The organism is Cupriavidus sp. GW823-FHT07B10 (assembly GCF_058794355.1).
Map to the genome: position 1 here is coordinate 282,328 of NZ_JBXAGS010000007.1, position 11,791 is coordinate 294,118.

Annotated in this window: 12 protein-coding genes; 7 read left to right on the plus strand and 5 right to left on the minus strand. The window is 63.5% G+C overall.

The features are described 5' to 3' along the window. The first annotated feature begins 4 nt into the window (after positions 1-4). Genes AC1Q6V_RS17775 through AC1Q6V_RS17785 form a run of 3 tightly spaced genes read left to right on the plus strand, consistent with a single transcriptional unit; the run spans position 5 to position 3,076 of the window. Complete coding sequence (locus tag AC1Q6V_RS17775) at positions 5-1,018, plus strand: AAA family ATPase (RefSeq protein ID WP_011617339.1); 1,014 nt, start codon at positions 5-7, stop codon at positions 1,016-1,018. Beyond that, positions 996-2,021, plus strand: coding sequence for a DUF58 domain-containing protein (locus tag AC1Q6V_RS17780; RefSeq protein ID WP_058696827.1), 1,026 nt, complete (start codon positions 996-998; stop codon positions 2,019-2,021). The genes AC1Q6V_RS17775 and AC1Q6V_RS17780 overlap by 23 nt, the downstream gene beginning before the upstream one ends. After that, positions 2,018-3,076: a VWA domain-containing protein gene (locus tag AC1Q6V_RS17785; protein WP_010814600.1), complete on the plus strand. Its 1,059-nt coding sequence runs from the start codon at positions 2,018-2,020 to the stop codon at positions 3,074-3,076. The genes AC1Q6V_RS17780 and AC1Q6V_RS17785 overlap by 4 nt, the downstream gene beginning before the upstream one ends. 231 nt (positions 3,077-3,307) lie before the next feature. Here the strand turns inward: AC1Q6V_RS17785 and AC1Q6V_RS17790 are convergent, their stop codons facing one another. Beyond that, positions 3,308-4,330: an AraC family transcriptional regulator gene (locus tag AC1Q6V_RS17790; protein WP_454750413.1), complete on the minus strand. Its 1,023-nt coding sequence runs from the start codon at positions 4,328-4,330 to the stop codon at positions 3,308-3,310. Between the two features lie 237 nt (positions 4,331-4,567). Here AC1Q6V_RS17790 and AC1Q6V_RS17795 point away from each other — a divergent pair, with 237 nt between their 5' ends. The 3 genes from AC1Q6V_RS17795 (at position 4,568) to AC1Q6V_RS17805 (ending at position 7,252) form a co-directional block, all read left to right on the plus strand. After that, positions 4,568-5,626 carry a beta-keto acid cleavage family enzyme gene (locus AC1Q6V_RS17795; RefSeq protein ID WP_011617343.1) on the plus strand — a complete coding sequence of 353 codons (1,059 nt, stop codon included), beginning with the start codon at positions 4,568-4,570 and terminating at the stop codon, positions 5,624-5,626. Between the two features lie 211 nt (positions 5,627-5,837). Further along, positions 5,838-6,836, plus strand: coding sequence for a Bug family tripartite tricarboxylate transporter substrate binding protein (locus AC1Q6V_RS17800; protein WP_454750414.1), 999 nt, complete (start codon positions 5,838-5,840; stop codon positions 6,834-6,836). Between the two features lie 5 nt (positions 6,837-6,841). Continuing rightward, on the plus strand, positions 6,842-7,252 hold the full coding sequence (locus AC1Q6V_RS17805) for a carboxymuconolactone decarboxylase family protein (protein WP_011617345.1): 411 nt from the start codon (positions 6,842-6,844) through the stop codon (positions 7,250-7,252). A gap of 64 nt (positions 7,253-7,316) precedes the next feature. Here the strand turns inward: AC1Q6V_RS17805 and AC1Q6V_RS17810 are convergent, their stop codons facing one another. The 4 genes from AC1Q6V_RS17810 to AC1Q6V_RS17825 form a co-directional block, all read right to left on the minus strand. Next, entirely contained in the window at positions 7,317-8,711 is a 1,395-nt protein-coding gene (locus AC1Q6V_RS17810; RefSeq protein ID WP_439671911.1) for an efflux transporter outer membrane subunit, read from the minus strand. A gap of 10 nt (positions 8,712-8,721) precedes the next feature. Continuing rightward, positions 8,722-9,900: an HlyD family secretion protein gene (locus AC1Q6V_RS17815; protein ID WP_439671912.1), complete on the minus strand. Its 1,179-nt coding sequence runs from the start codon at positions 9,898-9,900 to the stop codon at positions 8,722-8,724. Further along, positions 9,901-10,356 (minus strand): DUF3302 domain-containing protein, encoded by a 456-nt coding sequence (locus AC1Q6V_RS17820; RefSeq protein WP_041688127.1) that lies wholly within the window; start codon positions 10,354-10,356, stop codon positions 9,901-9,903. A gap of 69 nt (positions 10,357-10,425) precedes the next feature. Then, a complete protein-coding gene (locus tag AC1Q6V_RS17825) occupies positions 10,426-10,776 on the minus strand; it encodes a hypothetical protein (RefSeq protein ID WP_439671914.1) in 351 nt (116 codons plus the stop codon). A 344-nt stretch (positions 10,777-11,120) separates the two neighbouring features. Between AC1Q6V_RS17825 and AC1Q6V_RS17830 the strand changes: the two genes are divergently transcribed. Then, entirely contained in the window at positions 11,121-11,597 is a 477-nt protein-coding gene (locus AC1Q6V_RS17830) for a hypothetical protein (RefSeq protein WP_439671915.1), read from the plus strand. The last annotated feature ends 194 nt before the right edge of the window (positions 11,598-11,791 follow it).

The following is an 11,791-nucleotide window of genomic DNA, read 5'->3' on the forward strand; positions in this document are numbered from 1 at the left end:
GCCTATGAACGACCAAACCCGGGGCGCAGTGGACAGCGCCGAATTGATGGAACGCCTGCTGTATGAGGTGAAGCGCGTGGTGGTGGGGCAGGACCACTTCCTCGAACGGGTGCTGGTGGCGATCCTTGCGGGTGGCCACCTGCTGGTGGAAGGCGTGCCGGGCCTGGCCAAGACGCTGACCGTCAAGACGCTGGCCAGGACCATGAGCGGCTCCTTCAAGCGCATCCAGTTCACGCCTGACCTGCTGCCGGCCGACCTGATTGGCACGCGCATGTATAACCAGGGCACGGGCGAGTTCTCCACCGTGCGGGGCCCGGTCTTCGCCAACCTGCTGCTGGCCGACGAGATCAACCGCGCGCCGGCCAAGGTGCAGAGCGCCTTGCTGGAAGTGATGGAGGAGAAGCAGGTCACCATCGCCGGCGAGTCCCATCTGGTGCCCACGCCCTTCCTCGTCATGGCCACGCAGAACCCGATAGAAACGGAAGGCACCTACCCCTTGCCTGAGGCGCAGGTCGACCGTTTCCTGATGAAGGTCCTGGTGGGCTATCCCAGCGAGGAGGAGGAGGCCGTCATCGTCAACCGTGTCACCGGCCCCAGCATCAGCGTGAGCCCCATCGCGACGCCGGAGCGCCTGACAAGCCTGCAGGACGAATGCGGCAGGATCTATGTGGATCCGAGCCTGCTCCAGTATGCAGTGCGCGTGGTGGCGGCCACCCGCAAGCCAGGAGGCTACGGGCTGGAGGACCTGGATCGATACATAGCGTTCGGTGCCAGCCCCCGCGCCACCATCGGCCTGATCGAAGGCGCGCGCGCCCTGGCGTTCCTGCGCCGCCGGCACTATGCGCTGCCCGAAGACGTGGTCGATCTCGTGCCGGATGTCTTGCGCCACCGCCTGGTGCTCTCGTACGAGGCCATGTCCGACGGCGTGACTGCCGACCAGCTCGTCACCCGCATCCTGCAGGCGCTGCCGGTCCCGGAGCGCCCATTGGAATCCCATGTTCGGGCGCCTGCGCAATAGGCGGCGCCGGAGCGGCCCGGAGGCCGCACCCGGCAGCATGCCCGCCGGCACGGCGCTGGCCAGCGTCGACGCAAGGCAGACCGAGGCCTTGCTGCGCCGCCTGGAATGGACCGTGGTGCGCCGCCTCGATGGCCTGCTGCAGGGCGACTACCGCACGCTGTTCCGCGGCTTTGGGCTGGATCTTGCCGACCTGCGCGAATACCGCCCCGGCGACGACGTGCGGCACATCGACTGGAACGTGACAGCACGGCTGCAAACACCGCACGTGCGTGAGTACCAGGAAGACCGGGAGGTCTCCGTCTGGTTCCTGCTGGACCTGAGCGGATCGGTCGGTTTCGGTTCCGGCAGCGTAAGCAAGCGTGACCTGCTGAGCGACTTCACCACCGTCATGGCGCTGCTGCTGACGCGCTATGGCAACCGGGTCGGCGCCCTGCTCTACGGCGGGGCCACAGACGCGGGCGCGTCGGTGGTGCCGGCGCGCTCGGGGCGCCGGCACCTGCTGCACCTGCTCGACCGCATGCATGGCACACCGGCCGCGTCGCCGGGCGACACCCGCTTGCGCGACCTGCTGGAGCGCGCACGGGGAGTCGCGAAACATCGATCGGTGCTGTTCGTGGTCTCCGACTTCATCAGCGCCCCGGGCTGGCAGGCATCGCTCCAAATGCTGGCCCGGCGCCATGAGGTCGTCGCCGTGCGGCTGGTCGACCCGCTGGAGATGGCCTTGCCCGACCTGGGCCTGGTCGTGCTGCAGGATGCCGAAACCGCCGAGCAGATGTTCGTCGACACGCACGACCCGGCCTTCCGCAAACGCTTCGCCGCCGCCGCCCAGGCGCGCGAGGACGAATTGCGCCTGGCCTTCACCCAGGCCGGCGTGGCATGCCTGACGCTGTCGACCTACGCCCGCCTGGACCTGGCCCTGCTGCACTTCACCCGCCGGCGCCGCCACCGTCAAGGTGCCGCCGCAACAGCAAAGCAGGAGAACGGGCCCAAGGAGGCAGCATGACCGATGCCATAAGCCGGCTACCCGTCTTCAGCTTCCTGTGGCCAGGCATGCTGTGGCTGCTCACGCTCGTCCTCGTGCTGTCCGCTGGCTACGTATGGCTCGACAGGCGCCGGCGCCACGCCACGGTGCACTATCCCACCCTGAAATCCGTCGGCGTTGCCATCAGGGGCGGTGCGACCTTGCGCCGCCACGTGCCGCCCATGCTGCTCCTGCTGGCCCTGGCCGCGCTGACCTTCGCTATCGCCCGACCCCAGGCAGTGATGATGCTGCCCTCGCACATCGAGACCGTGGTCGTGGTCATCGATCTGTCCGGCAGCATGCGCGCGCAGGATATCCAGCCCAGCCGCATCCGCGCCGCCCAGCAAGCGGCCAAGGTTCTACTCGACACACTGCCCGCGGGCGTCAGCGCGGGAGTAGTCGCGATGGCCGGCACCGCCGCCGTGGCACAGGCGCCCAGCCGCAGCAAGGATGCCGCGGCCACGGCGATCGACCGCCTCAAGCCGCAAGGCGGCACCGCGCTGGGCAATGGCCTGCTCATCGCGCTGACGACGCTGCTGCCGCAGACGGCTGGTGACGCCGAGCGCCTCATGAACGGCGACACCACGCCGCTGCAAAAGCCGGACGCATCCCACAGCGGCGAAGCCGTGACGCCCGGCTCTTATCCCTCCGGGGCGATCGTCCTGTTTTCCGACGGTGAAAGCAACACCGGCCCGGCCGCGACGCAGGCGGCGCAGCTTGCCGCGGCGCACGGCGTGCGCGTTTATACCGTCGGGGTTGGCACGACCGACGGTGTGGTGCTCTCGGTCGATGGCTGGTCGGCACGCGTCAGGCTGGATGAGAAGGTGTTGAAGGAAGTCGCCAATGCGACAGGGGCAGAGTATTTCCCGCTTGCGGATGCCGCGCAACTGAAGAGGGTGTACCGGGCGCTCAATATGCGGCTGACGTTTGGCAAGCGCGAACAGGTTGAAATTACTGCGTTCTTCGCCGCGCTGGGGGCGTTGCTGGCCACGTGTGCGGGGCTGCTGTCGTTGTGGTGGTTCGGGCGCGTGATGTAGGCAGGGACTGGCTCTGGCGGAGGAAAGCCGGCCGTCCCTTTGCCGCAGCCGTGCCCCACACTCAGAACCACTCAGTCACCGCCCCCTGCCCACAACGAAGTTCAAACAGCTTTTTCGGAGATCGGATGCTCGGACCGAGGATCGGAATCCATGCGCGCATTCTAGGTGGCTCATCAGCGTTTCCGCGGCAGACTTCGTCGTTGCCCCCGATTTTGCGGTCTCTAACAACGGCTAATTGCCGCGCCTTCCCCGGTCTGCTGGTTTAGTGTCGCGCCACCGCGTCGGCGTCATCCCGAACTGCGCAGTGAACCAACGGAAAAACGAGCCATAAGCGGAGTACCCGAGCGACTCGGCAATGCGTCCCAGCGAGAGGCTTCCGTTGTCCATGTAGTGGATGACGAGATCGCGCCTTACGCCATTGACCATGTCGGAGAAGACCTCTCCGGCGCTTTCGAGCTGGCGTTGCAGCGTGCGCACGTTTATTCCCAGGCCTTGAGCAACTTGCTCGATGGTAGCGCGCCCTATCGGAAGCATCAGGTAGATCGCCTTCCGCACCTCGAGTACAACCGACGGCTCGTTAGCCCCCGGCAACCCTTCAAGCAAGCGTTGGGCATGGCGTGCCATGACGGGGTCGGCAATAGGGTTGGGAATCTCCAGGTCGGCAGCTCGGCAAACCAGACCGTTGAACGAGCTTGCGAACTCCAGCTTCCCTCCGAAGATGCGGCGGTGCAGCCGCAGATCAGATGGGGCGTCATGGGTGAAATTGACGCTAAGAGGGTACCAGGAAGTGCCCAGAAGCGTGCTGCACATGCGTGACAGTGTGCCCAGTGCCAGTTCAACTGACTGTATGGACGGGCCGGCATCATCCGCGACGACGTCCTCCCGCACGATGACCTTCTTGCCGACCTCCTCGATCCGGATGACCAGGAGCTCATTCATCAGGTGCCGAAACTGAATCAACGTTCCGACAGCGTCGCGCAGGGTCCTTTGGTGCGTGAGCAAAACGCTGACGACACCGAGATCGGACAGTTGCCACAAATCGGCCATATGCAACCCGAATGTCGGACATTGCGTGATCCGCGCTGACTCTTCCAGCAAGGTAACGGCACCACTCCCGGGAATCCAATGGTCCGGGTCCGCAAGCATCTCGCTGCTCAACCGCAATTTCCTTAACAACGGCTGCGGTTCCAGACCCAAGTGCTGCGCAACCTTGAAATAGTTCTTTAGCACGCCAGTGCGAATCAATGTGCCCATCTTCTCTCATTCACCCGGGGAGTAACCCGGATCCGTTCGTTCAGGGGAAACCCGGGCACCCAGCATTCTGTCACGAAAGGAGACATCAATGTCATGAAATGAGAGAAAACGACCGCCCCGGGATTAATAGACTAATCCCGTAAATCAACGATGAACGGAACCCCATGGCAGCGTCCGGTTCGACCTCAACAATTCGTTGCGGCGCCGATAGCTAAATCCCCTATCACGGAGAACGAAATGCAATTTCTGGATGATTCGCTGCACCCGGAGAATATGGACAAGGTGGTGATCACGGTGGCCCCCTACGGTCCGGAGTGGATGCCGGAAGATTTCCCCGAAGACATCCCGGTGACCATGGAAGCGCAAATCCAGAAGGCCGTGGATTGCTATGAGGCCGGCGCCAGCGTGCTACACCTGCACGTGCGCGAGCCGGATGGCAAGGGTTCCAAGCGCTTGTCCATGTTCAACGAACTGATCGCCGGCGTTCGCAAGGCGGTGCCGGACATGATCATTCAGGTCGGCGGCTCGATCTCGTTTGCGCCGGAAGACGATGGCCAGGCTGCAAAGTGGCTGTCGGACGACACCCGACACGCACTGGCCGAACTCGACCCGAAACCGGACCAGGTGACGGTAGCGCTCAACACCATCCAGATGAACATCATGGAGTTGATCTATCCGGAATTCTACGAAGGCACGTCCCTCGCCAATCCGGCTACGTACGATGCCTATCGTGAAATGATCGTTCCGGCAGGTCCGACCTGGGCGGAAGAACACTTGCGCCGCCTGCAGAATGCCGGCATCCAGCCGCATTTTCAGTTGGTTGGCATGCATGCGCTCGAAACGCTGGACCGCATGGTGCGCAAGGGGGTCTACAAGGGCCCGCTGAACCTGACCTGCATCGGCATCGGTGGCGGCCACCATGGTCCGCATCCGTACAACCTGTTCGACTTCATCCAGCGTGCACCGGATGGCTGCACCGTTACCGCCGAGTCGTTGTTCAAGAACGTACTCCCGTGGAACACGATGGCGTTGGCGATGGGGATGCATGTGCGCTGCGGCATCGAGGACACTCTCATTGATCAGCATGGCAAGCGCTTCACCTCGGTGCAGCAGGTTCAGCAGCTTGTGCGAATCGCCAAGGAGTTGGGCCGCGAGATCGCCGATGGCAAGGAAGCGCGGGAGATCTACCGTATTGGCACCTGGTACGACGATGTCGACGAAACCCTGGCCGGCAATGGCATGACCCCTAACCGCAAGCCTGGTGTCAAGAACGTGCCGCTGCGCCGCGTAGCCTGAGTCGACTACGGCGCAGACAACAAATCGGTCCAGTTGATGTGTGCACCCCAGCCTGAATTTCAGCAACTGGATCGATCTGTCTTGTCTTGTTCGCTCCTGCCGGCGTCAGTCATGAGGAGCAAGTCTTAGCGCCCCTGCTCATGTCAGACGCACCGGTCATTCGCACAGCCACCGCGTACGACGCGGTAACAACACATAGGCAAAGAGCCAAATGATCTCGAACATCATCCGACTCACACGCGGTACCTGCCTTGCAACGCTGTTGTCCGCCCTGCCCCTGTCCGGCGCGCTGGCGGAAGGGGATTGGCCCAACCGCCCCATTCGCATCCTCGTCCCAGCTCCGGCGGGAGGCGCATCCGACATGATCGCGCGCACGATTGCGGAAAGCATGCGCCAGAACCTCAAACAATCCGTGGTGGTTGAGAACAAGCCCGGCGCAGGCGGCATCATTGCCACGGAGGCAATGCTCGCCGCGCCACGCGATGGCTACACATTCGTGCTGTCTCCCAACTCGCTTGTGACGGAGAACCCGTACAGCTACAAATTCCGCTTCGATCCGTTCAAGGATCTGGCACCGGTCGCTGAAGTGGCCAGCGTGCCGCTGGTGCTGGTCGCCGACCCGCGTCTGCCGGTCACCAATGTCAGCGAGATGGTGGCCTACGTGAAGGCACATCCGGGGAAGGTCTCCTATGCGTCCTACAGCCCGGGTACGCTTTCTCACATCAAAGGCATGCAGTTCAACAAGGCGGCCGGGCTGGACATGGAGCACGTCGGCTACAAAGGCTCGCCCCCCGCGCTCACCGACCTGATGGGCGGCCAGATTCAGTTCATGTTTGACGGCATGGGCACCGCGCTTGCGCTCGTGAAACCCGGCAAGGTCCGGGCGCTGGCGGTGACATCGGCCGAGCGTTCGCCGTTCCTGCCCGCTGTGCCGACAATGGCGGAAGTGGGCTACCCAAATCTCAGCCAGATCATGGGCACCAGCGTCTGGTCCACGCCCGACGTGCCAGCTGCCATCCGCAGCAAGCTGCAGCAGGAGCTAATCAAGGCCGTCTCATCCCCTTCGGTGAAGAGCCAGCTTGCGGCACTTGGAATGTACGCAGGGAGTCCCACACAGACCTCCGCCGATCTGGAGAAAACGCTCAAGCGGGAGAACGAGCGGACAGGCCAGGCACTGCGTGCCATCAACTACAAGCCCTCCTTGAACTGACCGCCATGCACGACGACAAGTACACGGGTACAAGCACCCCGCCAGCCACACCCATCAGCGACAGCTTGCGCGCGAGCGGCTATTGGAATCCGGAGTGGAACAGCTTTACGGAGCTGGACCCCATCTGGACCGAGAAATTCCTCGACATGGCCATGCATCCGATGACCAAGGGGCTGATCGAGCCAAAGGTCTGGGAGTTCATCTCCATTGCCGTCGATGTATCCTGCACGCACATGTACGGTCCTGGAACGCGGCGCCATATTCGCCGCGCGCTCGAGCTGGGCGCCACCAAGGAAGAGATCGCCGCCGTCCTTCAAGGCGTTAGCGTTCTAGGCTTGCACGCGAACAGCATGGGTGCGCCGATGCTGCTCGAGGAAGTCGCGCGCTTTGACGCGCATTCTCAAAGCAAGAAGTGAATCTCTTCCATCCAAGGCACACCATGCCAGTCAGCTTCATGCTCTGACTGGCATTTTGACCCATTCAAGCGCTTTCCATGGCTTTCCTGCTCCAGTCACCCCCTAGCGCCAACAATAGCGCAATGCGCTGGTTGAGATGATCGCCCCTCAGGTGGATCAGATCCATCTCGGCAGCCAGCATTGTCTGCCGAGCCTTCAGGACGCCGCGCGGATCGGAAGCACCAATGCTAACGCGCGCCTCCTCGCGCTGTACCAATAGCTGGCTCTCGTTCACCCGATCCTGCAGTTGCCTGGTGCGATCTGCAAGATTCGATTCAGCGCGCAACCCCGCATCGACCTCGCCCAGTGCCTGCAGGGCACTGTTGCCATAGGCGATCATGGCGGCCCTCTGCTCGGCGCTGTAGTAGTCCGCCCTGGCCTTGAGCTTTCCTCCCGTGAACAACGGCGCGAAGATCGCGCCATTCAGTCCCTTGATCGGAGTGCCGGACTGGTTGAGCAACAGCACGTCGCTACGGATGCCGGTAATGGCCGCGCTGATTGAAATGCTTGGCAGCCGCGCTGCCTCGGCGGACTGCCTCAGGTCGAAGGCCGCGGCGACGCGGTGCGCCGCGGCCGTCAAGTCCGGGCGGCGATCAAGCAGGTCTGCAGGCAAGCCTGCCTGCGGGGCTATGGGAATGGCGGGCAACTCCAGCTTCCCCACACTATTCCCGATTTCCCCGGCAGGATAGCGGCCAAGCAGCAGTTCCAGGGCTTGCGCGGCCTGGCTCCTGGCGAGTTCGGCCTTCCGCAGCGAATCCACCTGCGTGCGCAGCGCATTTTTCGCCTCCGCCGGTTCAGTATCCGGCGCCGCACCGATGGCAACCCGCCGCTCGGCGATCTGCACCAGTTGCTCCTGCACGGCAACGGCTTGCCGCTGCCGGTCTTCCAGCTTTGCGGACCGGATCAGCGTGAACCATGCTTTGGCAGTAGCGGCTGCGACGACGCGCTGCGCCCAGAGATATTCGTCCGCGGTAGCGGCATACTGGGATTTCGCGGCACGCGATTGTGCGCGGATGCGGCCCCAGAGATCGATCTCCCAGCTCGCACCAATCGAAAGGAACTGGGTTTCCGAATGGCCAGCCCTGCCCTTCACGCCCGCGCTCGGCAACAGGCCGCTGCTTTGCATGGTAACGAGTGCCTGCGCCTGCTCGACGCGCACCGCTGCAAGCCTGAGATCGCCGTTGTGCGCGATCGCTTCCCGGGCCAGCCGCTGCAGCCCAGCATCGTCGAAGCTTGCAAGCCAGTCGTCCGCAGGCTCGCCTGCTGCGGCCTCGTTTGCCCAGGTGCGCTGCCCTTCAAGCGCGGGAACCGCCTGGCCTCGAAGGCTGGCGCTATCCGGCGGCGCCTGCAGAGCGCAGCCAAAGAGCATGGCGAGCGGCACCAGCAGTACCGGAAGAGTCTTGTTGAGAGATGACGACACAGGCTTGCCTTTAATGGAGCTTGAATACCAGATAGTTCAGCTTGGAACTGACGCGCAGGAAGACCATCCGAACGATATGGAACATCTTCATGTGCGCGGTGTAGATGGCACCCGCGCCGACCGCCCCGACCGGAAGCATCTGGCCCTTCGATTCGTCGCGCAGGTCCAGCTTGACGGCGAACCGGTTCGGTACGGCTTTCGTGGCAGCAGTGTTCGGAATCATTCCCCCCTGCGCGAACTGGCCTTGTGATTGCGCCCAGACGATCGAATCCACCCTTGCCTTGATGATTTCACCCGGATGCGTCGGCAGGTAGATCTCGGCGACATCCCCCGCCTTGACGTTGTATAGCTCGTTCTGCTTGTAGAAGGCGACCACCTCCTGCTCGTCCTCAACGAAGCTGAATGCCGGCGAGAACGGAAACGGGACCAGCATCGTGCCCACGCGCACCTGCAGGTTCACGACCTTGCCGTCGGCGGGCGCCCGGTACTCGGTTTGGCCAAGTTCCCATCGGGCGTTCTCGAGCATGACTTCGGTTTCCGCGCGCTTGGCGCGCGCCGTGGCGATGGCGGCGAATTCCCCCTGGCTTTTGGCAGACAGCTTCTGCCTGGCCTCGTCCTCGACGGCTTGAGCGCTGACCAGTTCGCCTTCCAGTTCGTGCCGCCGCGCCAGGGCATCTTCCCGGTCAAACTTCGATCCGGCCCCTGCCGCAAGCAGTGCCTCATGTTCCCTGAGCCGCTGTCGGGCGAGCGACAGCTTGGCTTGTACCGTGGCAACCTTGCCGGCCGCTCCGCGCACGGACTCGCTGAGTTGGCGAGCAACGGCCTGCGCTTCGGCAAGCGCGGCGTCGTCCGCCATCAACCTGCCCTCAAGTTGCCTGACCGAGGCCTGATAGGGCGTCGGGTCGATGCGCAGCAGGACATCGCCTTTCTTGTAGTGCCGGTTACCCTCGGCCGGAAGTTCGACAATGCGCCCCCTTACCTGCGGCACCACCTGGAGCACCTTGCCGACCACCCTGACATCATGGGACGAAGGTGCCACCACGTTCAGCGTCAGGACCAGCAGCGTCAGGGCAACCACCGGAATCGTGACCACGATGACCATGGACGTCGTGTTCCATGGCAGCCATTTGAACTTGAAGAAGATCAGCCAGACGGCCAGCGCGTAGATAGCAAGCAGCAGCGCATCCATTCAGCTCTGCTCCCCTGCGCCGGACGTAGCGCCGCGTGCCGGCGCCCGCAGGGACGCGACGTTCCCGGGCCGGCCGATGGGGGCATGTGCCGCGCCTCGCGCCGCTTCGTCTTCCGGTAGTTTGTCGGTGCCATAGGCCGCCCGGTAGAACACCGGCTTGGTGTGTGCCCAGAGCCAGGCCATCGGCCACAGCAGTCCGCCGAAGAAGAGCGAAAGCAGGCATAGCGCATGGATGGCTTCCCTCTGCGGATGCTGCTTCCGGTGGGCGACCTTATCCGGCCAGATATGCAGCATCCAGAACAGGTAGATGGCTGCGAGCGGCACGAATATCATCACCACCCAGGAGATGGCATTGGCGGCGCTCTCGAGGGCCTTTCCGCTGAGGAAGGAGGCGAACGCTGGTTCATGCATTGCCAGCAGGCCAAGGCCCGCCAGCAGATATTGACGCAGTTTCATCGGGGAAATAGAGAGATAGGGCACCAGGGCCCGGTGTTTGACTTGCCAGGTACTCGGTCGCGTTGAGAACTACAGTGTGCTGGCCGGCGCAGTACCCGCTGATTCGCTGCGGCTGTTCCTGGCGGCGCTATCCGGCATGCGCCCCGCTTGCCGGCCGGATTGTGCATCCGTCGGGCAGTTCCGGCACGGGCTGGCTGAAACCGGCCCGGTTGACCTTTCGCTGTTGCCGGCCGGCACATCGTCCGCGTACAGGAGGTTGTACTTGCTCTGGCCGGCATTGCTGGCCGCACGGCAGGCCGCGGATTGCAGGCCGGCGCCGGTACCGGAGCAGGCTTCCGGCTGCGCCGCGGTGTCTCGCTGCGCGTGAGCGGGCAGGTTCTGCGCGTACGATTGCGCGGCGCCGGCAATCAGCAGGGCCATGACAAGGTTTGGCACCCCACGACCGCGCGCGCCGGCGCCCGCTATCGAGACAGCCGAAAGGCAGTGCTTGATCATTCCTGTAGTTTCCTTCGAAGTGGATCAGATACCGTCGACGCAAACCGGCGCGGCCGGTCGCTTCTCCGTGGATGTGCACACCTTATGCCGGTGGCGCGGGCGGGGCTATCAAAGAAATTCGAAAGTGAGGGTGCGTCGAATCGATGCGCGCCAAGGGCCGCCCGGTATTTCGAATTCCTTTGATAGCCACCATGGCGAGGCAGGCTTACTCTGTCCGCCGTCGTATGCCCTCCCAGGTGAAGATCAGGTTCACCTGAACTGACTATCCAATGAATGCTGTTTCCGCGATTTCCACACGTGTCATCGCCATTGCCACGGCAAGCGCCATCTCAGGATGCGCGATCCCTACCTCTGAAACCTGGCATCCGTTCCAGGAGCCCTGGCCGTGGACGAAAATCGTCACTGTCAACCGGACCGATCATGACGTTCTGGCACTACGCGCCGGCCCTTGCGAGACCGGACCCGCGTCGCGGCGCTCGCTGTCGGCACCCTCCTTCTGCTTCCTTGGCACCAAGCCGGAGGGGCCCATCGCGATAACCTGGAGCGATGCCATAGCCGGCACGGAATCCCATGCCGCATCCGAACAGGGCGAACTGCTTGCCTCGACGGCACCCCTGCCACGCCTTTGGCGGGAAAAGCCTCATGCGGGCGAAGCCATCGGCAACTTCCTCTGCGTGGTCCTACGCAATGATGCGCGGGTGGACGTTGCCGTTACCGCCAGCGCAGAAGCTTGCGCCGTTCTTTAGGACGCCTCTGACAAGTTGCTCGGCGAGGTAGACCGGCTGCCGCCAGCCCGGTCCACCTTCCGCGGTGCCGCCGTGCACACGGCAAGAGCAAGACTTCTACGACTGCTCATGAACTCTCCTGAGAAGGTGCCAGTCCGGGGCATGGCGCTATCATTCCCCGGTGGCGGGGATTCGCGCCTCGGTGCGGCGGCAAT

Coding starts and splice junctions, on each gene's coding strand:
- AC1Q6V_RS17775 (WP_011617339.1), top strand. CDS start 5: ATGAACGACCAAACCCGGGGCGCAGTGGACAGCGCCGAATTGATGGAA.
- AC1Q6V_RS17805 (WP_011617345.1), top strand. CDS start 6,842: ATGCACGACGACAAGTACACGGGTACAAGCACCCCGCCAGCCACACCC.
- AC1Q6V_RS17820 (WP_041688127.1), bottom strand. CDS start 10,356: ATGAAACTGCGTCAATATCTGCTGGCGGGCCTTGGCCTGCTGGCAATG.
- AC1Q6V_RS17795 (WP_011617343.1), top strand. CDS start 4,568: ATGCAATTTCTGGATGATTCGCTGCACCCGGAGAATATGGACAAGGTG.
- AC1Q6V_RS17790 (WP_454750413.1), bottom strand. CDS start 4,330: ATGGGCACATTGATTCGCACTGGCGTGCTAAAGAACTATTTCAAGGTT.
- AC1Q6V_RS17825 (WP_439671914.1), bottom strand. CDS start 10,776: ATGGCCCTGCTGATTGCCGGCGCCGCGCAATCGTACGCGCAGAACCTG.
- AC1Q6V_RS17785 (WP_010814600.1), top strand. CDS start 2,018: ATGACCGATGCCATAAGCCGGCTACCCGTCTTCAGCTTCCTGTGGCCA.
- AC1Q6V_RS17815 (WP_439671912.1), bottom strand. CDS start 9,900: ATGGATGCGCTGCTGCTTGCTATCTACGCGCTGGCCGTCTGGCTGATC.
- AC1Q6V_RS17780 (WP_058696827.1), top strand. CDS start 996: ATGTTCGGGCGCCTGCGCAATAGGCGGCGCCGGAGCGGCCCGGAGGCC.
- AC1Q6V_RS17800 (WP_454750414.1), top strand. CDS start 5,838: ATGATCTCGAACATCATCCGACTCACACGCGGTACCTGCCTTGCAACG.
- AC1Q6V_RS17830 (WP_439671915.1), top strand. CDS start 11,121: ATGAATGCTGTTTCCGCGATTTCCACACGTGTCATCGCCATTGCCACG.